The sequence below is a fragment of the Archangium minus genome, from assembly GCF_044360475.1.
GTDB classification, from domain to species: Bacteria; Myxococcota; Myxococcia; order Myxococcales; family Myxococcaceae; genus Archangium; species Archangium minus.
The window spans coordinates 5,177,024-5,201,951 of record NZ_CP043494.1; the positions used below are offsets into that span (position 1 = coordinate 5,177,024).

Genomic DNA, 24,928 nt, shown 5'->3' on the forward strand with positions numbered 1-24,928 from the left:
TCGTTCTTCCGAGGGCGGAGCGGCTGGGAGGGAGGTGGAAGTAGGAGTCCCCTCTGCCCGAGCCGCGCCAGCGCCCAGCAGGGCCGTCAGCAGCAGGGAACGCAGGGGAAGAGGGATCTGCGCAGCTCGCGGAAGTCGCACGGCCACCGAGTATACGCGGGGGGCCCTGGCTCACAATTCTTGCTCGGAACCGTCGAGTCCGACACGCTGGCCCCCGGCCAGCTTCAGCGGCATGATTCGGACCCGCGCATGATGGTTGACGCTTTCTTCCAAAATTTCCGGTCTCTCCAGACGGCCACGCAAGGCCTGATTCCCCGAGGGTGTTCGTGAGAGCCGAACTTGTGGGGTCACGTGGTCGTGTCCTGGTGATCGGCGCGCGTGCGGCCAGCGAGGCCATGCTCGCGCACCTGTCCGATAGCGGCTACCAGTGGGCCATTACCGAGGACGTGCAGGAGCTGCCGGGGCTGGTGGACTCGCTGCGGCCGGACGCCATCCTCGTGTCGGCCACCGGCAAGCGCGCCACCGAGGCGCTCAGTGCCGTGCGCCAGGATGCGCGGCTGCGCGAGGTCCGAGTGCTGGCGGATCTCACGCGCTCCCGCTCGGAGGTGCTGCGCAAGCTGCCCGTGGACGACTGGGTGCGCAGCCTCGAGGAGCTCTCCTCCCGGTTGGACTCGGCGCTGCGCGAGCGGCGGCTCACGGAGCGCACCCGCAACCGCATGGAGCGGCTGCTGGAGATCACCCAGGCCGCGACCAGCTCGCTGGAGCTGGAGCAGATCCTCCGCCTTGCGGTGGAGAAGGTGGGCGCCGTCGTCAACGCCGACCGCTGCTCCGTGGTGTTGGTGGATGACACCAGCGCGCGTACGGCGAGCGTGGTGGCCACGCTGGAGGATCCAGGCCTGTCGTTGGACGTGGATCTGGCGCGCTACCCCGAGCTGCGCCGGGCGCTGGAGACGCGTCAGGCCGTGCTGGTGGAGGAGGCCCAGCGGGATCCGCTGATGGAAGAGGTCCGCCCCACCATTGCTCCGCTCGGTGTGCGCTCCATCCTCGTGCAGCCGCTGGTGTGCCAGGACGAGCTGCTCGGTGCGCTCTTCCTGCGCATCTCTCGCGGCTCCGAGGGCTTCGGCCGCGACGAGCAGGAGTTCGCCCAGGCGGTGGCGGCGGCGCTCGCCAATTGCATCCGCAACGCTCGCCTGCACACTGCGCTCAAGCGCAAGCGGGACGAGCTCGAGCTGGCCTACGTCGAGCGCTACCGCGAGCTGACCGAGGCCAACCGTCGCCTCAAGGATCTCAACCGCCTCAAGGACGAGATCATCGCCGTGTGCAGCCATGATCTGCGCGCGCCGCTGCAGGTGCTGCTGGGCCACGGCCGGCTGCTGCTGGAGGGTGGGCTGGATCCTCAGCAGAAGCAGTCCGCCGAGGCGATGATCCGCCAGGGCCGGAAGATCCTCGGCCTGGTGGAGTCGCTGCTGGAGCGAGGCAAGGGCGACGTGGCGCGGCTGTCCATCGAGCCGCGCGTGCTGGACATGTCGGTGCTCTGCAAGGAGATCGCCACCGAGCTGGAGATCCTCGCCGCCGAGCGCGGGGTCGCCCTGCGGGCCGAGGCCCCCGAGAGCATGATGCTCATCGGTGACGAGCTGAAGCTGCACGAGGTGCTGCAGAACCTCATCACCAACGCCATCCACCACGCGCAGAACGCGGGCGAGGTGGTGGTGAAGGCCTCGCGGCTGGCGCGGCCAGACGGGGACGTGGCGCGCATCGTGGTGCAGGACGACGGCAAGGGCATTCCCCCCGAGGAGCTGCCGCTCGTGTTCGACCGCTACCGCAGCGGCGCCAAGGGCGGTGGTGGCACGGGACTGGGGCTCGCCATCTGCAAGGAGTTCGTGGAGCTGCACGGAGGGGAGATCTGGGCCGAGGCCCCACCCGAGGGAGGCGCCGCGTTCATCTTCACCCTGCCGCTGGCGCAGGAAGTCTCTCGCGCCGTGCAGAACCTCCCCCACAAGGACACGGCGGAGCAGCCGCGCGTCCTGGTGGTGGAGGACGAGCCGGAGATTGCCGCGGTGCTGGTGGAGGTGCTGCGCTCGCGCTACCGCGTGGACGTGGCGCGCGATGGCGCCGAGGGTCTGGCCAGGGCGCGTACGTCCAAGCCGGACCTGGTGGTGATGGACGTGTTCCTGCCCAAGCTGGATGGCCTGGACGCCGCGGTGGCGCTCAAGTCCTCCTCGGACACCGCCGGCATCCCCGTCATCCTGCTGTCCGCCCACCAGGGTGTGGCCGACAAGGTCCGCGCGCTCAACCTGGGCGCGGTGGACTACATGAGTAAGCCCTTCAACGCCATGGAGCTGCTGGGCCGCACCGAGCGCGCCCTCAAGCTGCGCAAGGCCGAGACCGAGCTGGAGCGCACCTCCTCGCTCATGCGGCGCAACGGGAACGATCCCCTGACCGGGCTCTATGACCGGCGTGGCCTCATGCTGCGGTTGGATCACGAGGTGAGCCGTGGGCGGCGCTACAACCGTCCGGTGAGCCTCGCCGTCCTTCGCCCGGATCGCCCCGTGCCCGATGAGCTGTTGCGCGGCATTCCGGAGGTGATGCGCGCACGCCTGCGCACACAAGACATCCTCGGCCACCTGAGCGAGGGGGTGCTTGCTGTCGTCCTGCCCGAGTGCAATGTTGAAGCGGGGCGCAACGTCATCGGCCGCTTGTTGCCGGATGTCGAGAAGCACACAGGGATGGAGTACCAATCGGCGGTGGCGGATGTGAGCCACGACAGCGAGCCGGCGGAGCGCATCCTGGAGCGGCTGGGCGCACCCGCCCCCGTGCCGAAGCTGTAGGGCCGAGTTAGACTCGGGGCGTGCGCCTGCCTCGAACCCTCACCCGAGCCGTGTCCCTCCTGGCCCTCGTGGGGCTAGGTGCGGTCGCGGCGCCCGCCTCGCGCCGGCCCTCGGTGGATCGGTCGGCCATGCGGGAGGCCATCTCCGCGGCGGCCAGCGACCAAGGCATCGCCTCGTCTGCCAGCTACGCGCATTACCTGCGAGCGAAGCTCCTGGGCTTCCAGGGCAGACACCGGGACGCAGCGGACGAGCTGCGTCTGGCGCTGGCCACCGATGACAACAACCCCCACCTCCTCACGCAGCTTGGGGAGGAGTACGCGCGGCTGGGAGATCTGACGCGCGCCGAGCGCGAGCTGCGGCGCGTGGTGGAGCGCCACCCCCGGTACTACGCCGGGCGGTTGATGCTGGGGCGCGTGCTGATGGAGATCGGCAAGCCCGCGCGCGCTCGGGTGCACCTGCGGCGTGCCATCCAGCTCAAGCCTCGTGAGCCAGAGGCCTACCTCGTCCTCGCGCAGCTCCACCTGGAGGGGCGCGCGAACGAGCAGGCCGTGAAGGTGGTGGAGTCGCTGGCGGCGGCGCTGCCCGGCGAGGCCTCCGGTTTCCGGCGCCTCGGGCAGGCCCTGGCCGAGCGGGGTGATGCGTCTCGGGCCGGGCAGATGCTGGCGCGGGCCGTCGAGCGTGACCCGGGGGACGTGGAGTCGCTGACGACACTCGCGCAGCTCCACGAGAAGGCCGGGCGCCTCGCCGAGGCCGAGGACGCCTTGGCCCGGGCCTTGGAGCGGGATCCGGACAACCAGACGGTGTTGATGAGCGCCGGTCGGTTGGCCCTGCGGCTCGGTTCCCCGGTGCGGGCGCGGGCGTACTTCGACCGGCTGCTGTCGATCACTGGGGATCCGGAGCTCACCGTCCGGGTGGCGCTGTCCTTCCTCGCGGCGAGGGACACTGCCGCCGCTGTGGAGGTCCTGGATTCCGCGCGGAAGGGCAGGGGAGCCTCGCCGCGCACCTCCTTCTACGCGGGTCTGGTTCACGAGCGGCTGCGCCACTTCGACGAGGCCTCCGCCGCCTACGCCGAGGTGCCGGACTCCTCCGAGTTCTTCTCTGAGGCGCGCACCCGCCACGCCATCTGTCTTTCGCAGGCAGGCAGGCACGAGATGGCGCTCGCCCTGTTGCGCGACGCCCTTGCTGAGCGTCCCGACGACTCGGAGCTGCGGGTGCAGTACGCCCGAGCGCTGGAGCGGAGTGGCGAGGCCGAGCGCGCCGTGGCCTCGCTGAAGGAGGGCCTCGAGCGGAAGCCCGGGCCAGAGCTGCATGAGGCGCTCGCTTTCACACTGCAGCGGCAGGGGCGTGCCACCGAGGCGATGAGCCTGCTGCGCGCAGCGATTGATCGGGAGCCTCGCGAGCCGTCCTTGCGCTACGTGCTTGCCTCCGTGCTGCTGGGGCAGGGGGACGAGGACGGGGCCATGACCTGGATGCGCAGCGTGCTCGAGGTGGATCCAAACCACGCCGCGGCCATGAACTTCATCGGCTACCTGCTGGCCCAGCGAGGTCGGGACTACGCCGAGGCGGAGCGGCTGGTGCGGCGCGCGTTGGAGCTGCGCCCGGATACGGGGTCCTTCCTCGACTCGCTGGGGTGGATCCACTACCAGCGCGGCGACTATCCACGCGCGGTGGAGGCATTGGAGCGGGCGGCGGAGCTGGAGCCCGAGGAGCCCGTCATCCTCGAGCACCTTGGGGATGCCTACCAGCGCCTGTCGCGCCCGGGTGACGCCGCCGGGGCCTGGCGGCGCGCGCTCGAGCTGCTGGCCCTGAATCCAGAGGCCGCCGACCCGGCTGATCAGCGGGCGCTCATCGAGCGGAAGCTGAAGTTGCTATCCACCGGTGCTTCAGGTCGCTAATGTCTTCCTCGAACACCATGGCGCGCTTTGACGAGGGTTTCTTCACTGGGAAGGACGGGCTCCGGCTGTACTGGATGTCCGAGCATCCGGAGCAACCCCGCGCTCACGTGGCGGTGGTGCACGGATATGGTGACCACATTGGTCGCTACCGCACGACGTTCGACGCGCTCACGGCCCAGGGGTTCGCCGTCCATGGCTTCGACTACCGTGGCCATGGCCGTGCCGACGGGCGCCGAGGCTTCTGCGCCTCCTGGCCCGACTACCTGGACGACCTGGCGGGCTTCTGGGAGCGGGTGCGCAGCGCGGCCAACGGGCGCAAGGTCTTCGTGCTCGCGCACAGCCATGGCGGGCTGATGGCGGTGCACCTGCTCAAGCGCGGCGGGCTGCAAGGCGTGAGCGGCATGGTGCTGTCGGCACCCTATTTCAAGCTCGCCATCACTCCGCCCGTGCTGAAGCTGATGGCCGCCCGGGCGGTGGGCAAGGTCCTCCCGTGGTTGCCCATCAAGACCGAGCTCTCGCCCAAGGACTTGAGCCGGGACGAGGCGGTGCAGCAGGCGGTGCGTCAGGATCCCCTCTACAATCACATTGTGACCCCGCGCTGGTTCATCGAGTCCACCCAGGCCCAGGCCCGGGTGATGACGTTGGCCTCGGACGTGACGGTGCCGCTCTTCCTGCTCAGCGGAGCGGAGGACGGCGTGGCGAGCGTGGAGACGGGCCGGGCCTTCTTCGAGGCCGTGGGCGCCAAGGACAAGCTGTACAAGGTATACCCAGGGATGCGTCACGAGCCGCTCAACGAGCTCGGCAAGGAGGAGGTCCACCGGGACATCTCCAACTGGATCTCCGCGCATCTCTGACGTAGGTTCCAATTCCTTACAGAGCACACTTCGTTGGCGAGGACGCTTCCGAGGGTCACCGCATGGCACAGGGCGAGCAGACGGGCATCATCGGCAAGGGCATCGTCATCCGGGGCAATCTGACCGGTGGCGGCGATCTCATCATCGAGGGGCGGGTGGAGGGGCAGATCTCCCTGAAGAACCACCTGACCATCGAGGGCACTGGAAAGGTCCAGGCGGACATCCGCGCGGAGGAGCTGACCATCAACGGCGAGGCGAGTGGCAACATCGACGCCTCGGGTCGGGTGGCCATCAACGCCTCGGCGAAGGTGGCGGGGGATATCAAGGCCCCGCGCGTGGTCATCGAGGATGGCGCCGTCTTCAACGGCTCCATTGAGATGGACGTGAAGCTGCCGGACGACATCTAAGCGGGCCTTGGGGCCAGCAGAACCCTTCGGGAGGGGTGGACAACACTCATGGCGAATACGGTCATTGGTTCGAGCATTGTCATCGACGGTGAGATCTCTGGCGACGAGGATCTGGTCATCCAGGGAACGGTGAAGGGGAAGATCTCCCTCAAGGAGAGCCTCTTCGTCGAGGGCAGCGGCGTCGTCGAGGCGGACATCGAGACGCAGAACGTGGAGATCGCGGGTCGCGTCACGGGCAACATCGCGGCTTCCGACAAGGTGGAGCTGAAGACGGACTGCCGCGTGGTGGGCGACATCAAGGCCCCGCGCATCCTCATTGCTGACGGAGCCTCCTTCAAGGGCAACGTCGACATGGACATTCCGAAGGAGCGCTGATCCTTGGCCACCGCGAAGGAACTGGCCCCAGGGGCCGTCAACAACACCGTGGTGGGTCAGTCCATCCTCATCAGCGGCAAGCTGACGGGTGATGAGGATCTGACCGTGCGCGGCCGGGTGGAGGGGGAGCTCACGCTGAGCCGCACCCTCATCGTGGAGCCCACGGGCGTGGTGAAGGCGAACGTGGCGGTGAAGAACGCCATCGTGAGCGGGGTGGTGGTGGGCAACATCAACGCCACCGAGAGCGTGGAGCTCACCCGCGAGGGCCGCATGGTGGGCGACATCCACGCCCCGCGCGTCATCATCGTGGATGGTGCGAGCTTCCGCGGCCGCGTGGACATGGGTGAGGTGGAGCCGGGCCGCGTGCCCGCCGAGCGTCCGGCGCTGCCGCGTCCGGCGACCGTGCGTCCCGCGGTGCGTCCGGGCACCAATGTGCCGGCCCGTCCGGCGCTGCCGAGCGCGCGTCCCACCCCGCCCGCGGCTCCGGCCGCGACCCGTCCGGCGGCTGCGCCTGCTCGTCCGGCGCCTCCTCCGGCTCCGGGTGCTACCATGGCAGCCCGTCCGGCGCCCCCTGCGCCGCCTGCCGCCAGGGCCGCCGAGCCCACCCGTCCCGAGCCTCCCCGGCCGCCGGCCTCTGCGCCAGTTCCGCCGACGGTGGCCGAGGGTGCCAGGAAGAAGGTCGTCGTGAAGAAGAAGGGTCGTTAAAGCGTTGTGGTGGCGCCATCGCGCCGCCACACCGCCGTCCGCAGGACGACGGGCCGATCCAGGGGTGCCGATGAACGCCATGAACGCCGAGAACAGAATCGACGAGGTGGACGCGAAGCCGAGCACCCCGGCGGAGGAGTCGCCCGGGGAGCCCGCTCCCGAGTCATCCGCCGCCTCCTCCGAGCAGCAGGAGGGGTCCGTGGAGGCTTCCGCGTCCGGGTCCGCTGAAGCGGCCACGGGTGAGCCGCCAGTGGGCGAGCAGTCCACGCCTCCAGCCGGGCTCGTGGAGGAGGTTGCGCCGCGCCGCCGCGGGAACGTGGCGCCTGCTCACATTCCGCTGGAGCGGATCGACGAGGATCCGACCTTCCAGATGCGCCCGGTAGGGGACTTGTCCGCACTTGCCACGGATCTGGCGCGACTGGGCCAGCTCTTCCCGGTGGACGTGCGCTTCAAGCCGCCGGACCGTTTCCAGATCATCTCGGGCTTCCGCCGGGTGGCGGCGCTGCGGTTCCTCAAGAGGGACCGGGTGCTGGCCCGCCTCCATACGGACCTGTCGGATGAGGATGCGCTGCTGATGGCGCTGGCCTCGGCCATCCACGGGGCCCCGGTGGATCGGGAGGAGCTGGAGGCCAAGCGGGCGCAGCTCGAGGCCGAGGGCAAGTTGACGCCCATCGCCCGGGACATGCTGGAGAAGGCGCTGGCCGTCGATGACTCGCTGGCGCCCGAGACCGTGGACGAGGAGGTCGACGCGGACGAGCTGGCCGCGGAGGCCACCCAGCGGTTGGTGGACATCAACCAGGATCTCGCCTTGCTGGCGGACGTGTTCGCGGACCTCGATGAGACGCGGAAGCAGGAGCTGCTCACGCAGCTGCGCTACTCCTCGGATCTCGTGGCCTGGCTGGAGCGCTTGTGAAGGAAGACGTGCTCGCACCTGACAGGGCTCGCCTGCTGCAGCTGCTCACCGAGCGCTCCTTTGAGCGGCGCAAGGTGGTGCTGTCGTCCGGCAAGGAGTCGGACTTCTACATCGACTGCAAGCGCACGGCGCTGCTGGCCGAGGGGCACTACCTCATCGGCCGGTTGCTGCTGCAGGCGGTGCGTCGTGAGGCCCCTGAGGCGGTGGCCGTGGGCGGTCTGACGCTGGGGGCGGATCCGCTCGCCTCTGCCGTCAGCCTCATCAGCTACCTGGCGGCCACGCCCCTGCATGCCTTCATCGTCCGCAAGGAGCCCAAGGGTCATGGGACGGGCCAGTGGATTGAGGGCATGAAGGCGCTCTCTCCCGGCGCGCCGGTGGCCATCCTCGAGGACGTGGTCACCACGGGCGCTTCCACGCTCAAGGCCATCGAGCGGGCGCAGCTCGAGGGGCTGAAGGTGCTCGGGGCATTCGCGCTGGTGGATCGGCTGGAGGGTGGGCGCGAGGCTGTTGAAGCCTCTGGGCACCGGCTCTTCACCCTGTTCACCCGTAAGGACTTCATTCCATGAAGACGCAGTTGCGGCTCGCGGCGCTGGTGATGGCGCTCGCGGGCTGTGTCTCCACGCCGCCGACGCTGGGAGATCCTGCTCCGGTGCTGAAGGACGAGCGCCAGGAGCTGCACTACCAGCAGGTGTTGGAGCGGTTCTCGGCTCGCGACGAGCTCTACAGCGGCTTTGACACCATGATGTTCGCCGCGGCCACCCTGCAGACGCAGGCCTTCCGCGAGGCCCGGCTCCAGAGGGCGGCCGTCTTCAAGGCGCTGAGCCAGGAGCGCGTTCGGGAGCTCCTCACGCAGGAGATGGCGGAGGTGGTGCAGGCGCACGAGTTCTTCCTCGGCGTCCACATCTTCAACTACCGCTACGAGGACTTCGACCGGCCCTCGTCCATCTGGAACATGGTGATGGTAACGCCCGCGGGCGAGGTGCGGCCCCTGAGCGTGGAGCGGCTGGGCCGGGCGGACATGGAGATGCGCGCCTTCTACCCGTACATGGGCGTGTTCTGGGTGGGCTACCGCGTGCGCTTCCCCACCACGTTCGCGGACGGCAGGCCCGTCATCCCCCCCGAGACGGAGCGCGTGGTGCTGCGCATGGCGTCCACGCTCGGCAAGGTGGAGATGCGGGTGCACGCGCGCTGAGACGCGCGCACCCGGTGCTCAGGTCTGCTCGGGCCGCAACACCGGCTTGGGTGGGGCGAGTGGCTGCCCAACCTTGAGGAGCTGATCCAACAGCGCGGCCGGCGAGGTCTCGCAGGCAAAGGGTTGGGCGCGCGTCTCGGGGATGAAGCCCTCGTCTACCGCGCGCCGCATCAGCGCCAGCAGCGGAGCGTAGAAGTCCGCCACGTTCAGCAGGCCAATGGGCTTGTGGTGGATGCCGAGCTGGGCCCAGGTGGTGATCTCGAAGAGCTCCTCGAAGGTGCCCACGCCGCCGGGCATGGCGATGAAGGCATCCGCGCGCTGGGCCATCATCGCCTTGCGCGTGTGCATGGAGTCCACCAGGTGCAGCTCGGTGAGTCCCTTGTGGGCGATCTCCCGATCGCTCAGCATTTTGGGCAGGACGCCCACCACCTTGCCGCCTCCAGCGAGCACCGCGTCCGCCATGGCGCCCATCAGCCCCACGCTCGTGCCACCGTAGACAAGGGAGAGTCCGCGCCGGGCGAGCTCCGTGCCTAGCGTCTTGGCTCCCTCAAGGTAGTCCGGTCGGGCTCCCATCCGCGAGCCACAGAAGACGCACACTGACTTGATTTCCATCATTAAGGAGTCCCTCGAAAACGTTCAGGGTGGGCCGCGATGTAGACCACGGCCACGGTGATGGCGAGCAACAACGGCGCGGCGAGGGAGAAGACACGCGGTCCGAAGCGCAGGGCGAAGCCCATGGGCAGGCCGAAGAGGAGCCCTCCGAGGTGTCCGGCCCAGCTCACTCCTGGCAGGAGGCTGATGACCGCCACCTGCGCGAACCAGAGGAGGAGGCTGCGGCGGAACTCCTGCCCGGAAGTGACGAACATGGCTCCGCCCCAGCCGAGGATCATCCCCGATGCCCCCACCGTGGGCGCGGTGAAGTTGAAGAGCAGCGAGAAGGTGGACGCGCCCATCGCGGTGGCGAGGGAGACGAGCAGGAAGCGCCCGCTGCCGATGCTTCGCTCCAGGGGGGCACCCAGCGAGTACGCCACCACCATGTTGAAGAACAGGTGGATGGGGCCACCGTGCGCGAAGATGCAGGTGAGCACGCGCCAGTACTCACCCTCTTGGACGAGGGGGCCGTAGAGGGCGATCCTCTGGAAGACGGGGCCCAGCTCCATCCGGAGGGTCGCGCCCTGACTCAGGAAGGCATCCAGGACGAACAGGCCCACCGAGCCCGCGATGATGGCCGCGCACACGGGAGGCCAGCGGCGGAGCTCGGCCGGGTCGGAGGAGGGCTCGAGGGGCGTTTCGTCAGAGGTCATCCGGAGCTCAGAGCTCGCGCCGGACGACGGTGTCACGCTTCCAGCCGTGGTCGTCCGTGTTGGGGTAGTCCAGCGTGTAGTGCAGGCCTCGGCTCTCCTTGCGCCGGCTGGCGCAATCCACGATGAGGCTGGCCACCTCGCAGATGTTGCGCAGCTCAATGACGTCGCGTGTCACCTTGAAGCGCCAGTAGTAGTCGCGAATCTCCTCGCGCAGCAGCTCCAGCCGGCGGCGTGCCCGCATCAGGCGCTTGTCCGTGCGGACGATGCCCACGTAGTTCCACATGAGGCGGCGGATCTCATCCCAGTTGTGGGTGACGACGACGCTTTCGTCCGAGGTCACCGCGCTGCCCTCGTCCCACTCGGGCGGATCCTCCTTGCGCGCAGACAGGGAGCGCATCTCCTCGGCACAGGTGGCCGCGGCGCGGTGGCCGAAGACGAGCCCCTCGAGCAGCGAGTTGGAGGCGAGCCGGTTGGCGCCGTGCAGCCCGGTGTGGGACACCTCACCGATGGCGTAGAGGCCGGGCAGGGTGGTGCGGCCCTTGAGGTCCGTCACCACGCCACCGCACATGTAGTGGGCCGCGGGCACCACGGGGATGGGCTGCACGGCCATGTCGATGTTGAAGGCCTTGCAGGTGGCGTAGATGTTGGGGAAGCGCTCCATGAGGAAGGCGCGTCCCAGGTGCGTCATGTCCAGGTGGACGCAGTCATCACCGGTGCGCTTGAGCTCGGCGTCGATGGCGCGTGCCACCACGTCGCGCGGTGCCAACTCGGCCAGGCGGTGGTAGCGGTCCATGAACTGCTGACCGTTGCGCAGCCGCAACTTGCCGCCCTCGCCGCGCAGCGCCTCGCTGATGAGGAAGCTCTTGGCCTCCGGGTGGTACAGGCAGGTGGGGTGGAACTGGTAGAACTCCATGTTGGCCACCTCCGCACCCGCCCGGTACGCCATGGCCACGCCGTCCCCGGTGGCCACGTCCGGATTGGACGTGTAGAGGTACACCTTGCCCGCACCACCGGTGGCCAGCACCGTCACCTTGCCCAGGAAGCGCTCGATGCGACCCTCGGACGTGAGCGCGTACACCCCCAGGCACCGGCCGGGGACACCCTGGCCCGGCCTCCGGTCGATGATCAGATCGATGGCCGAGGTATTGGGGAAGAAGGTGATGTTGGGCTGTGCGTCGCACGCCTCCACCAGAGCGCGCTGCACCTCGCGCCCGGTGATGTCTCCGGAGTGGATGATGCGGCGCTGGGAGTGGCCGCCCTCGCGCGTCAGGTCGAACTCACCGGAGACGCCCCGGTTGAACTCGGCGCCCAGGGTGACCAGCTCGCGGATGCGATCCGGGCCCTCGCGCACTGTCACCTCCACGGCATCCAGGTGGTTGAGGCCCGCACCGGCCTCCAGGGTGTCCTGGATGTGCGCCTCGAACGTGTCCGTGGGCGACAGCACGCTGGCGATGCCCCCCTGGGCGTAGGCGGTGTTGCTTTCATACCGCTCGCGCTTGGTGAGGACCGCGACCGTCCCATACTTGGCCGCTTGGAGGGCGAACGAGAGGCCAGCGACACCACCACCCAAAACCAGGAAGTCGAACCGATGGGGCATGTGTCAGACCCTTAATGGCTGTAAGTGCCGGAAACAAGGCGATTTCTTGAGGACTTTTGGGCGGGGATCTAAGGTTGGGGCGCCGATATGCGACCCATCTCCTTCCTGCTGCTGCCCGCGCTGTTGCTTGCCCCCCTGGGAGCCCGTGCGTCCGAGGGCATCTACAGGTACGTCGAGAAGGACGGCACCATCATCTATACGAACGTCCCGCCACCGGGCACGAAGAAGGCGCGCAAGCTCAAGGGCACCTTCTCCGAGGCGCCCGCTCCCACCGCTCCGGTCCGAGGCCGGGCGCGCACCCCGGAGGAACTCGAGCCGCACATCGTGAAGGCCGCCGAGCGCTACCGCATCCCCACCGCGCTGGTGCGGGCCATCATGCACACGGAGAGCAACTTCAACTCCAACGCGGTGTCCCCCAAGGGCGCCAGCGGGTTGATGCAGCTCATGCCGGGGACGGCCTCGGAGATGTACGTGAAGGACATCTTCGACACTCGGGACAACATTGAGGGTGGGGTGCGCTACCTGCGGGTGCTGGCCAACCAATTCGGGGGCGACATGGTGAAGATGGTGGCCGCGTACAACGCAGGCCCCGAAGCCGTGCGCAAGTACGGGGGGCAGGTGCCACCGTACGCGGAGACGCAGGCCTACGTTCGCAAGGTGCTCCAGCTCTACTTCCATTACAAAGAGCGCGAGCGGCTCTCAAAGGACGAGCCCCGCGAGACAGATTCCGATGGCGACGACGCGCGTGATGGGGCGGGGGCAGAAGAGCCCCGTTGACGAGGAGTTCCTGAAGCAGCTCTACCAGGGTGGGGAATTGCTGACGCAGGGTCGGGTGCCCGAGGCCCGGCAGTTGCTCGAGCGGGCCCACCAGCTTCAACCGAGGAACGAGAAGGGTCGCAACCTGCTCGGGCTGGCCTACTTCAAGCTGGGCCTCTTCGATCGGGCGGCGGAGCTCTACGAGGCATTGGTGCGCGACAACCCGGTGGACGCCACGCTGCGCGTCAACCTGGGGCTGGTCTACCTCAAGACGAACGCCCTGCAGCGCGCGATGCGCGAGTTCGAGGCTGCGACGGAGCTGCAGCCGGACCACAAGAAGGCGCACAACTACCTGGGGCTGGCGCTGGCGCAGGCGGGTGAGTACGGCCGCGCGCGCGAGCACTTCCTTCGGGCGGGCAGCGACGTGATGGCGGACAAGATGGCCAAGGCCATCGCGGGGGAGCACTTCGCCCGGCCCTCTCGAAGCATGCCCGCCTACCGGGCTCCGGCGACCGACGCGCGTCCGGCTGCTCCCTCCGAGGGGCAGTGGGGCGCGCAGTTCGGTCTGGACGAGACCCTGACCCCCTCCACCGACGCTCCAGCCATGGCTGAGCCCGCGGAAGAGGAGCCGCGGTTCGCCGAGGACGAGGGGCCGCCAGCCCTGAACCAGAGCTCTCCAGCGGAGGGCCTTGGGGCCGACGGCGAGACGGCTGGAGATGTCGGGGCCGATCCCCAGGAGACCTTGGCGGAGACGTCTGCGGGGGGCGCGGCGGGTGAGCCGCTGCCGGAGTCCCTGGAGGGCGCCGCCCCTGAGCTGCCGTCGAAGCTGCTGACCTTCCGGCCGGGAGTGGACGTGCCGGTGCTGGCCGAGCTGGCCCCGGCGTTGGCGCTGGCGGGAGCGAGCCAGGTCGAGCCCTTCCGAGTGGGCCCCCACGGCTTCTCCGCGTACGTGCAGGGGGAGCTGCTCACGCGGTTGGATGGGCTGGTGGCCTACACCGGACAGCTCCAGTTCCAACCGGAGATGAAGCGCTTCCGGGGCCGCGCCACGGACGAGCTCTTCGGCGAGGGGTCGGAGCAGCTCGTGCGCGTCAGCGGGAGGGGGGTGCTCTTCCTCGAGTCGGCGGAGTCGCGCGGCTTCCTGGTGGTGGACCTGGGCGAGGAGGGGGCCTACCTGCTCGAGGGGTGCGTCTTCGCCTTCGAGGAGGGGGTGGCCTTCGAGAACGGCAAGGTGCCCTCGGACGTGGTGCCGGACCTGGACCTGGTGTACCTGCGCGGGCAGGGCCGGGTGGTGCTGCGCCTGTCCGGGGCTCTGCGCTCGGTGGCTGTTTCGGGGGATGGTCCGGTGACGGTGCCCCTGTCCCACCTGGTGGGCTGGCAGGGCAAGGTGACCCCCCGGGTGGTCGTGCTGCCGGGAGACAACGGGTCTCCCCGGGGCGCCATGGAACTGAGCGGTGAAGGATTTGCCCTCATCGCCCTGCCAGTCCGGTAGAAGGCTCCGACATGGATCGAGCTGAGCGAGCGTTGCGGAAGCGGCAGAAGAAGGAGGAGCGGGCGCGGCGTCGGGCGGCACGCCAACCCAGCGTGCTCGTCCAGGAGTTCTGGAACCTGCCCAACATCCTGACGCTGGGACGCATCTTCCTCATCCCCGTCTTCGTGTGGCTCACCTACGACGCGGATCCACTCTCCTCGCTGCTGGCCGCGGCGGTGTTCGCCGTGGCCTCCATCACGGACGTCATCGACGGCTACCTGGCGCGTCGTTGGAATCTCATCACCGTGGTGGGCAAGTTCATGGATCCGCTGGCCGACAAGCTCATCGCCATGGCGGCCCTGGTGATGATGGTGCGGCTGGGGCGCATTGCCGCCTGGGTCATCATCGTGCTGCTGGCGCGCGAGTTCATCGTCAGCGGCCTGCGCACCATCGCGGCGAGCGAGGGCATGGTCATCGCCGCCGGGCAGGAGGGCAAGTGGAAGACGTCCCTCCAGCTCGTGGGGATCATCTCCCTGTGCGTGCACTACGAGCACGTCATCGACGTGGGCTTCTACTCGGCCCCCGTGGACTTCAATAAGGTGGGCCAGTTGTTGGTGTACTTGTCGGGGGCTTTCTCGGTGTGGAGTGCCGTCGTGTACTTCCGCGCCTTCCTCGCCATGCTGGCCAGGCGGGGGAGTGGAACGGACGCACAGAAGGCTTGACGCACCTGGAACCGAACTGTATATCCCCCCTCACTTTCGACGGCGCCGCAAGGCAACGCCGGAAGTCATCAGGAGTCGAGACGCGGGAATAGCTCAGCGGTAGAGCATCGCCTTGCCAAGGCGAGGGTCGAGGGTTCAAATCCCTTTTCCCGCTCCACACACTCCTTCCTGATGCGGGAATAGCTCAGCGGTAGAGCATCGCCTTGCCAAGGCGAGGGTCGAGGGTTCAAATCCCTTTTCCCGCTCCAGAAAGAAGGCCCCCTGGGAGACCAGGGGGCCTTTTTGTTTTACAGCTCGATTTCGTTGGCTGTCGTCTGCTTGACGGCTGCACCTGACTTGCCTAGGGTCCGCGCGCCGTTGCCCGGGGACGGGATACGCCACGCGAAGGCGCGCTCGCCAACCTGAGAACGGAGCAGCCGGACTGCCTGGTCAGAGGCTGAGCAACTCGCTTGGTTCTCCAGGCTTGCTGTATGGATTTGCCCCATGCTTCGTAACTTCCGAGAGCTGTACCAGTACCGGGGGCTTCTGATCAGCCTGGTGCAGCGCGAGTTGAAGGCGCGTTACCGCGGCTCGGTACTCGGGTTCTTCTGGACCTTCCTCAACCCCGCCCTGCACATGGTGGTGTACTCGCTCATCTTCTCCGTCTTCATGCGGCAGAGGATTGAGAACTACACCTTCTACATGTTCGTAGGTCTGCTCCCGTGGATCTGGTTCTCCAGCTCCATGACCGGCGGGGCGAGTGCCATCAGTGATCGGCGGGATCTGATGACCAAGGTGCGCTTTCCCGCCCAGGTCCTGCCCGCCACCGTGGTGGCCACCAACCTGTGCAACTACGTCTTCTCGTTGCCGCTGATGGTGGGGTTGGGCGCCTTCTTTGGGATTTTTCCCAGCTGGCACGTGGTGGTGTTCCCGTTGGTGCTGCTCACGCAGCTGTGCTTCACGCTGGCGCTCGTCTACGTGGTGTCGGCGCTCAACGTGACGTTCAGGGATCTGCAGCACATCATCGCCAACCTCATCATGATGCTGTTCTTCCTCACGCCCATCATCTTCTCGGTGGACAGCATCCCGGAGAACCTGAGGCGGGTGGTGGTGCTGGCCAACCCCATGGCCATCCTGGTGACGTCCTACCAGGCCATCTTCTACAAGCAGCAGCTGCCCGACATGGGCCCGCTGCTGAGTCTGATGGGCTTGTCGTTCGTGCTCCTCTGGGGTGCGGCGCAGATCTTCGAGAGTCGCCGCGAGGAGTTCGCGGAATCCATCTAGCCGCTTGAAACCATGGACGCGAACGACAACGCCATCGTCATCCGCAACGTCGTGAAGAGCTTCAAGCGGCGCACCATTGGCCGCGAGTACACGACGCTCAAATCGGAGCTGGTCCGTTTCCTGACGCGCCAGCGCTCCAAGCAGCAGGATCGCTCCGCGCTCATCGAGTCCCTGCGGGGCATCGATCTGGTCGTCCCGCGAGGCAAGACCATGGGCATCCTCGGCCGTAATGGCTCGGGGAAGAGCACGCTGCTCAAGCTCATCACGGGCATCTACTCGCCCACCTCCGGCACCATCGAGGTCAACGGGCGGATCTCCGCGCTGCTGGACCTGGGCGCGGGCTTCCACCCGGACTTCTCCGGCCGGGAGAACATCCTCATCAACGGCATCATCCTGGGCATGTCGCGCGCCGAGGTCCGCGCGCGCATGGATGAGATCATCGCCTTCAGCGAGCTGGGCGACTTCATCGACGAGCCCGTGCGCAACTACTCGAGCGGCATGTACATGCGGCTCGCGTTCTCCGTGGCCACGTTCGTGGACCCGGAGATCCTCATCATCGACGAGATCCTCGCGGTGGGTGACGTTCACTTCACCAAGAAGAGCTTCGCGAAGATGAACGAGTTCAAGCAGTCCGGGAAGACGATCCTCCTGGTGACGCACGACATGCACACGGTCGAGCGTTGGTGCGACATGGCCGCGTGGATCGACGGAGGCCGCATCCGCAAGGTGGGCACTCCGGCCGAGGTGGTGGACGAGTACCGCCGCGCTGTCGCCCTGGCGGAGGAGCGCTCCCAGTCCTTCGTGCCGCCAGCGATGAGCCCGGACGGTGGTGCGCTGCCTGAAGTGAACCTCACGCCCCAGGCGCCTCCGGTGGAGATCTCCGCGGTGCGGTTGCGCGATGGACGCGGGGCGGAGTCCGAGGTGCTGGATACCGAGGATCCGCTCGAGGTGGAGATCGACTTCCGCACGCAGGGTGGGGTGTCGGACGCGGGCTTCGAGGTGTCCTTCACGAGCAAGGACGGCACCCAGGTGTATGGCACCAGCACCTTCGTTGAAGGTGTGCAGTTGCCCTCACCGCTGCCCCTCACGGGGAGCCTGCGCTTCCGGTTGGCGCGGCTCGGCTTCACCGCGGGCGCCTACTCGGTGCTCGTGATGGCTCGCCGCCGTGAAGGGGAGGGGATCTCCGGTGCGGGGATCTCACGAGCCTTCACCGTCCAGTCGGCGGTGGCGGATTGGGGCCTGGTGCGTCCGCCGCACCAGTGGTCCGTGGATCCTGTGTCGCCCACGGAGTCCCTCTCGACTGAGCCGGTTGCCCACGCCCGCGTCTCCTGACGCTCCGAGGTTCCATGTCCGCTGAACGTGATGAGGGGGCCATGCCCCCTCTGCTGCCAACCCTTCGTGCCTGGAAGGATCCGGCGGACACCGGAGCGCGTGCACCCTCGGCGGGAGACCTGGCGGAGATGATTGCCGCGCAGCGCCGCGTGGTGGAGAGCCTGCGCGCCTGCCGTACGGGTGAATGTGCGGAGCTGACCGCTCATGAGCGCACGCTGGCGCTGCTGACCGAGCAACTCCGCCACATCGCTCCTGCCGGGCGCCCCCGGGTGCAGGAGCCGGTCGAATCGGCGCGGGCCCTGGCGGATGTGCTGCGCTTCGATCCGCCGCCGGCCTCGCACCGCAAGCGGCTCGGCCGCGTGGTGACGGTGGCCAAGCAGCTCTTCCTCGACGGGCTGCAGCCGCTTCACGTGGAGTTGCTCCGCGCCCAGAACGACTTCAACGCCCGGGTGTGCGAGGTGATGGATCACCTGCTCGTGCACCGGGCCGCCTCGTCCCGCACGGATCTCTCCGCCTGGGTTCGCGAGCGCCTGACTCCGTCTTCGGGCGCTCGGGGCCCGTCCGGCGGCGGCCTCCCGGAGGCGCTGGCTCCGGTGCTTCGCGGCGTGCTGCGCCGGCAGGAGTCCTTCAACGCCGCGGCCACCGAGGCCTTCGTGCTCGCGGGCTCGCCGGCACGCCCTTCGGCGGAGGTCTCCTCGCGGCGGATGCGTGAGCTGGAGACGTTGATGGATCCGCTCGGGGGAGGGGAGCTGCCTCTGCCCGTGCGGGCGTCCGCGCCGTTGTGGCGTGAGGTCTTCCGCCGTCAGATGGGGTTCAACCAGCAGGTGGTGGTGGTCCTGGCCAACCTCCTGGAGGCGCGTCCCCTGCCGGCGTCCGTGCCTTCCGAGGACTACCCGGACGGCTTCTTCGGGCGGGAGGCAGCCCGCGCCCGTGAGGTGGAGGCGCGGCTGCGCGAGCTCGTTCGGCCACCGCTGCTCAGCGTGCTCCTCTCGCGCCCTCCTGCCCGCGAAGGCTGGTTGGCGGAGGCCATCGAGTCGCTCCGGGCCCAGTCCCACGCGAACTGGGAGCTGCTCGTTCCGGTTCCGGAGGGGATGCCCCGCGCCATGAGCCGGGCCGTGGAGGCGTGGGGCCATAAGGACGCGCGTGTTCGCCCCGTGTCCACGCGCTCCGGTGGCGTCGTCTCCTCGGTGAACACGACCCTGGGCGAGGCCCGGGGCGACTTCATCCTCTTCCTGGAGCCGGAGGATCGGCTCGCCCCCCACGCCCTGGCCGAGCTGGTGCTGCGACTGGAGCGCGAGCCAGAGGTGGACGTCCTGTACTCGGACGAGGACCAGCTCGATGTCAGCGGGCGCCGCACGCGGCCCTTCTTCAAGCCGGATTGGTCCCCGGACCTCCTGCGCTCGGTGGATTACGTGCGCTCCCTGCTCGCGGTGCGCCGCTCGTTGCTGGTCGAGCTACGCGGGCTGCGCGAGGGCTTCGCGGGCGCGGAACGTCACGACCTGGTGCTGCGCCTCAGCGAGCGCACCCTCCGCATCGGTCACGTGCCAGGGGTGCTGTACCACGTGAGGCGAGAGGCCCTCCCGGCCGGTGCGCCCATCGCGGACGACGCGGGGGCCCGAGCGCTGCGCGAGCACCTGGCGCGTGGCGGAGAGTCCGCTGAGGTGAAGCCCGTGGAGGGCGCCTGGGGCGGCTACCACGTGCGCTACCCCGTACGGGGCGAGCCGCTGGTCTCCATCATCGTCCCCTTCAAGGACCGGCCGGACCTGCTGAGGATGGTGACGCGCAGCCTGCTGGAGGGCACGACGTACCGAAACTGGGAGCTACTGCTCGTCTCCAACAACAGCACCCACCCGGAGACGTTTGCGGTGCTGGACGGGCTGACGGATCCGCGCATCCGCAAGCTCACCTGGGACTTCCCGTTCAACTACCCAGCCATCAACAACTTCGCGGCGAAGCACGCCCGCGGCGAGCTGCTGCTCTTCCTCAACAACGACATCGAGGCGACGCAGCCGGACTGGCTGGAGGTGCTCATCGGTCACGCGCAGCGCCCAGAGGTGGGCGCGGTGGGTCCCAAGCTGCTCTTCCCGGACGGCACCGTTCAGCACGCCGGGGTGGTGGTGGGCATCAGTGGCTCGGCGGCGCATCCCTTCTGGCGCCTGCCGGACGCGCGGGCGTGGACGCCCTTTGGCCACGCGGACTGGACGCGCAACTACCTCTCCGTCACCAGCGCGTGTGTCCTGTTGCGCCGCGAGGTGTGGGAGGCCGTGGGGGGCTTCGACGAGCGCTTCGTGCTGTGTGGCAGCGATATCGAGATCGGGTTCCGCCTCTGGGCGCGAGGCCTGCGTGTCGTCTACACGCCGGAGGCGAAGCTGGTGCACCACGAGTCCGCCAGCCGCCGCCTGGATGCCATCCCAGAGAATGACTTCTGGGAGTCCTTCCTCGCCTATCGTCGCTACCTGCGCGAGGGCGATCCGTTCTACAACCCCTACCTCACCCTCACCGGCACGGACGGGTCGGTGCGCACGCACGCCGAGGATGGTGAAGCGCTCGCTGTCCAGGCGCTCGCCTTCGAGTTGCCGAGTGCTCGCTCGGCGCGGCCTCCGGGAGAGGCTCCGGCTTGGCGGCACGCGAGCCTCCACGTGCGAGAGCTGGACGTGGCACCCGCGCTTCGTGCACGCCTGCGCACGCAGCTCGAGGAGGGGCTCGCGGCGCTGGGCCGCAAGGGGCGGCTGGAGCGGATGACGTGGTGGTTGCCGGCCTTCGGCGAGGTGACGCCGGAGCTGCACGCCACCTTCCGGCTCGCGCAGGCGCTTCAGCGCCAACATGGGCTCGCCAGCGAGTTCGTCATCGTTGATGCCCCTGAGGTCCGTGTGGAGGACCTGGAGGCTCGAGTGGTGGGCGCGCTGGGCTCATCCGTGGGCCGCTTCCACGTCCTCGGCGAGGGGGCGCGATGGGCGGAGCTCTCCGCGGGTGATGTGGCCGTGGCCACGGACTGGAAGAGCGCGCTCCTGCTGGCCCGTCATCCCGAGGCCTCGGTGCGTGCGTATCTGGTGCAGGAGCTCGCGTCGCGCTGTCTCCCGGCCGGTACAGCGCAGGCGCTCGCGGAGGAGAGCTACCGCCTTGGCCTCCTCGGCCTCTTCGGCGCTCCGGACCTCCAGGCTGTCCTCAGCGCGGAGTACGGCATGCGGGGCGTCGTGCTGGAGCCTGCGGTGGACACGGCGCTCTTCCACGCGGGCGCCTCTCGCCCTCCGCGCCGCCCGGTGAAGGTCTTCTTCGAGGGCGATCCCTCTCAGGGAGGCGCTGGCTTCGAGCTCGGCATCTCCGTCCTGCGCCGCCTCAATGCGGACCTGGGCGCTGGCGTGGACATCCTCACCGCGGGGTCGTGGTGGAGCACTGAACAGTTAGGGCTCCGCGGGGTGGTGACGCACCTCGGCAAGCTCCCCGCGGAGCGGCGCGCGGCCATTTACCGCGAGTGCGACGTGGCCCTGTGCTTGCCGCTCGGCCGCGTGGTGCCGTACACGCTGCTGGAGCTGATGGCGTGTGGCCTCACGGTTGTGACGAGTGAGTCGCCCGCTCGCTCCTGGCTGCTCGCGCATGAGGGCAATGCGCTTCTTGCGCCTCTCTCGTCCGCGGCCCTGCTCGAGCAGTTGCACCGGGCGGTTTCGGATGCGGGAGTTCGCGCACGGCTCGGCCCGGCGGCGGCGGTGCGAGCGCGTCAGGGCTCCTGGAATGCACAAGCGGACGCGCTGGTTTCCGCTCTGCTCGGGCGCTCCCGGGACATGCTGGAGGGCCCTCATCGCTCGATTGGTTAACGACCAGGAAGGCGAGCGCCGATGCATTGCCAACGCCCCGGACACTCGTCTACAAAGCCGGTCCCGCCTTGGCGGGGCTCGAATCTCTGCCTCGAGAGTCGTCACTCGTGTCTCGACGGGGGGCTGGCGGCGAATCGGGCCATTTGACTGCACCGGGCCGGGTGTGGTCCCTGCATGAGGTCGTCTGATGAGCCCGGCGAAGATCAAGATTGATTGGTTGGTTCCGTTCCCCATCCGCGGCTCCGGGGGCCATCGCACCATCTTCACCCACGTTCGGGATCTCATCGCGCGCGGCTACGAATGCGTGATGCACATCCAGGAGCGGGATCCGCACGATCCGAACTGTCCTGTGCACACCGATGCGGAGCTCGCGCGTCTGGTGGAGACGTATTTCTTCGATACCGGGGCACGTATCGTCGGCTCGTGGAACAAGCTGGAGCCCTGCGACATCCTCTTCGCCACCTTGTGGGAGAGCGCCTATACCGTCAGCAGGGCCTCCGTGGGCCGGCGCAAGGCGTACTTCGTTCAGGACTTCGAGGCCTGGTTCTCCCCCATGGGAGACGGCTACCTCAACGCGGAGAACACCTACCGGCTGGGGCTGGAGCACGTCACCATCGGGCGCTTCCTCACCCACCTCATCTCCACCGAGTACAAGGGCAACGCCGGCTATTTCGACTTCACCACGGATGACACCGTGTACCGTCCTCGGCTGACGGCGAAGACGGTGGAGCCGTCCGTGGCCTTCCTCTACCAGCCGGAGAAGCCGCGGCGCTGCCCGTGGTTGGGCCGTGAGACGCTGGGCATCGTCAAGCACCACATGCCCGAGGCGCGCATCTTCCTGTACGGCTCGGATGTCCCCACGCCGGAGATCTGGTTCGAGGTGGAGCGGCAGGGGCTGGTGACGCCCAGCCAGTGCGCGGAGCTGTACCAGAAGTCACACGTGGGGCTGTGCATCAGCGCCACCAACCCCTCGCGCATCCCCTTCGAGATGATGGCCGCGGGCTGCGCGGTGGTGGACGTGGCGCGCCCCAATAACTTCCACGACTACGAGCCGGGGGCCATCTCCCTGGTGGAGCCCACGCCCGCGGCCATGGCCGCGCGCATCATTGAGCTGCTGCGCGACCCACAGCTGCGTCAGCGCCAGGTGGAGGCGGGCCTGCGGATGATGCGGGAGCGCTCGCACCAGCGCGCCTTTGATCAGGTGGAGGAGCTCATCCTCCGCCTCCACGAGACCGGCACGGTGAGGGATCCCTCGGTCGCGCCTCCCTCGCCGAAGGAGCTTCCCCGGGTAGAGGCGCCGCGGCCCCTCTATCGACGGGTGCTGTCGCGCGGACGTCAGGGGCTGAACAACCTGCGCAACCTGGTGGACGGCACGCGCGAGCGCGTGGAGCAGTTTCGTCGCCAGGCCTCCATCACCACGGCCTCCTACGAGACGATCGCCGAGACCGTGACTCGGCTCGCCGAGGACAAGCGCGCGGTAGGCTTCGACGTCTTCGACACGCTGCTCGTGCGGCGCGTCGAGCCGGACGTCATCAAGGAGCTGGTGGCCCGGGCTTTCGAGGAGAAGCTCGCCGAGTACGGCATCCACCGCTCATGGCGCGACCTGATGGATCTGCGCCGTACGCTGGAGCTCGAGCTGTGCCTGGACAACCAGCAGCGCGGGTTGGATGACGAGTTCTCCTACGCGCAGATGCTGGAGCGCTGGTTGAACGAGGTGGGTGTCTCAGCGTCCGCGCGGCCTGCGTTCCTCTCCTTCCTTCAGAACAAGGAGGTGGAGGTGGAGCTGGCTGCGCAGGAAGCGCACCCGGCCATGCTGCCGCTCCTGGTGCAGCTCAAGCGCGCTGGCAAGCGGCTCTTCTTCATCTCCGACTTCTACCTGCCGGTGGAGATCGTCCACCGCTTCCTCCTGCATGCTGGCCTGGGCGGCCTCTTTGACGCGGGCTACGCCTCGTCCACCCAGATGCTGCGCAAGGCCTCTGGGCGGCTCTTCCGGCACGTGCTGGACGAGCAGAACCTCGCCCCGGAGGACCTGCTCTTCGTCGGCGACAACCTGCACTCGGACGTGCTGCGCTCCGGGGAGCAGGGCATCGACGCCGTGCACCTGGTGGATCCGCTGGAGAAGAAGCGGCGCATGCAGCTGGATCTGCTGCGTTCCCTGTCGGAGCGCAGCCCGTACTGGCGCGGCGCCCTGGCGCAGGAGATCCTCTCCAACTCGGTGCGCGAGGCGCCGCCACGCGGCTCGGACAGCTATGAGCTGGGCACGCAGCTCGCGCCGGCCTTCATCCTCTTCGCTGAGTCCATCCTGGAGAAGGCCACCCGCGAGCGCTGGCCGGCCATCTTCTTCTGCGCCCGAGAGGGAGCGGTGTTCTACCGGATGGTGCGCAAGCTGGCCCGCGCCTCCGGACGCCCCGTGCCGCACATGCGCTACCTGGGGGTGAGCCGCAAGGCCACCTTCCTCTCCAGCATGCGGGGCTTCACCCGCGAGGAGCTGGAGCGCTTCCTCCGCCAGTACTCGAAGATGTCGGGTGCTCAGCTCCTGGACTGCCTCTGCCTCCCCGAGGACGAGTTCGCGCCGATCCTCACGCGCGCGGGCTTCTCGGACCTGAAGCAGCCCATCGACAACCTGCTGGAGTCCGAGCCGATGGCCCGGCTGCTGGCGGACCCGGAGATGCAGTCCCGCTTCGCTTCGCACCACGCACGCGCTCGGATGCTGCTGCTAGGCTACCTGCGACAGGAAGGCTTCTTCGCCCATGAGCGTGCCCTGGTGGTGGACATTGGCTGGAAGGGCAGCATCATCGACAACATGGTTCGCACCGCCCAGAGCGAGCCGGGTGCTCCTCGGGTAGAGGGGCTGCTCTTCGGTGCGCAAGAGGACATCCGCTCGGACGTGTGCCCCAAGCGCGGCTACTTCTTCCACGGCCCCGAGAAGGATCCGGTGGCCTACGCGGGCATGACGAACGTGGCCCTCTTCGAGGGCTACACCACCGCCAACCATGGCTCCACCGTGGGCTATACCCAGCGCCGGGGCCGCATCCGTCCGGTGACGCGCTACTACCCGGACGAGCTGGACAACTGGCGGCGCTGCATGCGCGAGGGCCAGCGCGCCATTCGGGATGCCTTCACCCGGTACCTGCATGTGCGCCCGTTGCTGGCCACCGCCTATGTGTCCTCCGTGGACGAGTGGCGCCCGTACCTGCAGGATCGGATTCGCAAGCTCATCAGCTACCCCTCGGCCCGCGAGGTGAATGCCTTCATGCAGACCGCGCACGTGGAGAGCTTCGGGTCCGTCTCCGTGCGCCGCTTCCGCGAGGAGCGCCCGAGCCTGGCGGACAAGCGCAGCGGCGGGCGCATGCTTCCCAGTGTCGATGAGCTGTACCGCGCCACGCGTTTCACTGTCTGGCCAGCGGGCATGCTCCAGCGCATGAACCTGGAGCTCCTGCAGCCCTTCTACGACGTCTACGACACCTGGCACCGGACCCATAAATGGTGAGACTCGTCCACGGGA

Annotated in this window: 19 protein-coding genes and 2 tRNA genes; 18 read left to right on the forward strand and 3 right to left on the reverse strand. The window is 68.3% G+C overall.

Annotated elements, in window-relative coordinates; all coding sequences use genetic code 11:
• Positions 1-395 precede the first annotated feature (395 nt).
• The 9 genes from F0U60_RS21525 (at position 396) to F0U60_RS21565 (ending at position 9,169) form a co-directional block, all read left to right on the forward strand.
• Positions 396-2,828 carry an ATP-binding protein gene (locus F0U60_RS21525; protein WP_395825362.1) on the forward strand — a complete coding sequence of 811 codons (2,433 nt, stop codon included), beginning with the start codon at positions 396-398 and terminating at the stop codon, positions 2,826-2,828.
• Between the two features lie 20 nt (positions 2,829-2,848).
• A complete protein-coding gene (locus F0U60_RS21530; protein ID WP_395822796.1) occupies positions 2,849-4,723 on the forward strand; it encodes a tetratricopeptide repeat protein in 1,875 nt (624 codons plus the stop codon).
• A 17-nt stretch (positions 4,724-4,740) separates the two neighbouring features.
• Entirely contained in the window at positions 4,741-5,577 is an 837-nt protein-coding gene (locus F0U60_RS21535; protein WP_395825365.1) for a lysophospholipase, read from the forward strand.
• A gap of 62 nt (positions 5,578-5,639) precedes the next feature.
• Positions 5,640-5,984, forward strand: coding sequence for a bactofilin BacN (bacN, locus tag F0U60_RS21540; protein WP_108076791.1), 345 nt, complete (start codon positions 5,640-5,642; stop codon positions 5,982-5,984).
• Positions 5,985-6,032: 48 nt separating this feature from the next.
• Positions 6,033-6,359, forward strand: a complete 327-nt coding sequence (locus F0U60_RS21545; RefSeq protein ID WP_043389034.1) for a polymer-forming cytoskeletal protein — start codon at positions 6,033-6,035, stop codon at positions 6,357-6,359.
• Positions 6,360-6,362: 3 nt separating this feature from the next.
• Positions 6,363-7,064, forward strand: a complete 702-nt coding sequence (locus tag F0U60_RS21550) for a polymer-forming cytoskeletal protein (RefSeq protein WP_395822798.1) — start codon at positions 6,363-6,365, stop codon at positions 7,062-7,064.
• Between the two features lie 79 nt (positions 7,065-7,143).
• Positions 7,144-7,977 carry a ParB/RepB/Spo0J family partition protein gene (locus F0U60_RS21555; protein ID WP_395822800.1) on the forward strand — a complete coding sequence of 278 codons (834 nt, stop codon included), beginning with the start codon at positions 7,144-7,146 and terminating at the stop codon, positions 7,975-7,977.
• An 8-nt stretch (positions 7,978-7,985) separates the two neighbouring features.
• The gene (gene pyrE, locus F0U60_RS21560; RefSeq protein WP_395822802.1) at positions 7,986-8,543 is read left to right on the forward strand and encodes an orotate phosphoribosyltransferase; all 558 of its coding nucleotides are present in this window, start codon (positions 7,986-7,988) and stop codon (positions 8,541-8,543) included.
• Positions 8,540-9,169, forward strand: a complete 630-nt coding sequence (locus tag F0U60_RS21565) for a hypothetical protein (protein ID WP_395822804.1) — start codon at positions 8,540-8,542, stop codon at positions 9,167-9,169. The genes pyrE and F0U60_RS21565 overlap by 4 nt, the downstream gene beginning before the upstream one ends.
• Positions 9,170-9,187: 18 nt before the next feature.
• Here F0U60_RS21565 and F0U60_RS21570 read toward each other — a convergent pair whose 3' ends face one another.
• From F0U60_RS21570 to nadB, 3 genes are read right to left on the reverse strand one after another with little or no spacing between them, the layout of a single operon-like run.
• Positions 9,188-9,781: a TIGR00730 family Rossman fold protein gene (locus F0U60_RS21570; protein WP_395825368.1), complete on the reverse strand. Its 594-nt coding sequence runs from the start codon at positions 9,779-9,781 to the stop codon at positions 9,188-9,190.
• Between the two features lie 2 nt (positions 9,782-9,783).
• Positions 9,784-10,473 (reverse strand): rhomboid family intramembrane serine protease, encoded by a 690-nt coding sequence (locus tag F0U60_RS21575; protein ID WP_395822806.1) that lies wholly within the window; start codon positions 10,471-10,473, stop codon positions 9,784-9,786.
• Between the two features lie 7 nt (positions 10,474-10,480).
• Positions 10,481-12,070 carry an L-aspartate oxidase gene (gene nadB, locus F0U60_RS21580; protein WP_395822808.1) on the reverse strand — a complete coding sequence of 530 codons (1,590 nt, stop codon included), beginning with the start codon at positions 12,068-12,070 and terminating at the stop codon, positions 10,481-10,483.
• Positions 12,071-12,157: 87 nt separating this feature from the next.
• On the opposite strand from nadB, the gene F0U60_RS21585 reads away from it, so the two are divergent.
• The 9 genes from F0U60_RS21585 (at position 12,158) to F0U60_RS21625 (ending at position 24,913) form a co-directional block, all read left to right on the forward strand.
• Entirely contained in the window at positions 12,158-12,847 is a 690-nt protein-coding gene (locus F0U60_RS21585; protein ID WP_395822810.1) for a transglycosylase SLT domain-containing protein, read from the forward strand.
• On the forward strand, positions 12,801-14,315 hold the full coding sequence (locus F0U60_RS21590; RefSeq protein ID WP_395822812.1) for a tetratricopeptide repeat protein: 1,515 nt from the start codon (positions 12,801-12,803) through the stop codon (positions 14,313-14,315). Before F0U60_RS21585 ends, F0U60_RS21590 begins: the two co-directional genes overlap by 47 nt.
• Positions 14,316-14,326: 11 nt before the next feature.
• A complete protein-coding gene (pgsA, locus tag F0U60_RS21595) occupies positions 14,327-15,016 on the forward strand; it encodes a CDP-diacylglycerol--glycerol-3-phosphate 3-phosphatidyltransferase (RefSeq protein WP_395822814.1) in 690 nt (229 codons plus the stop codon).
• 82 nt (positions 15,017-15,098) lie between these two features.
• Positions 15,099-15,173 (forward strand) — tRNA-Gly (locus tag F0U60_RS21600).
• A gap of 16 nt (positions 15,174-15,189) precedes the next feature.
• A tRNA-Gly gene (locus F0U60_RS21605) sits at positions 15,190-15,264 on the forward strand.
• A 235-nt stretch (positions 15,265-15,499) separates the two neighbouring features.
• On the forward strand, positions 15,500-16,279 hold the full coding sequence (locus F0U60_RS21610; RefSeq protein WP_395822816.1) for an ABC transporter permease: 780 nt from the start codon (positions 15,500-15,502) through the stop codon (positions 16,277-16,279).
• 12 nt (positions 16,280-16,291) lie between these two features.
• Positions 16,292-17,611, forward strand: coding sequence for an ABC transporter ATP-binding protein (locus tag F0U60_RS21615; protein WP_395822818.1), 1,320 nt, complete (start codon positions 16,292-16,294; stop codon positions 17,609-17,611).
• Between the two features lie 41 nt (positions 17,612-17,652).
• A complete protein-coding gene (locus F0U60_RS21620; RefSeq protein ID WP_395822820.1) occupies positions 17,653-21,423 on the forward strand; it encodes a glycosyltransferase in 3,771 nt (1,256 codons plus the stop codon).
• A gap of 187 nt (positions 21,424-21,610) precedes the next feature.
• Positions 21,611-24,913 (forward strand): HAD family hydrolase, encoded by a 3,303-nt coding sequence (locus F0U60_RS21625; RefSeq protein ID WP_395822822.1) that lies wholly within the window; start codon positions 21,611-21,613, stop codon positions 24,911-24,913.
• Positions 24,914-24,928: the final 15 nt, after the last annotated feature.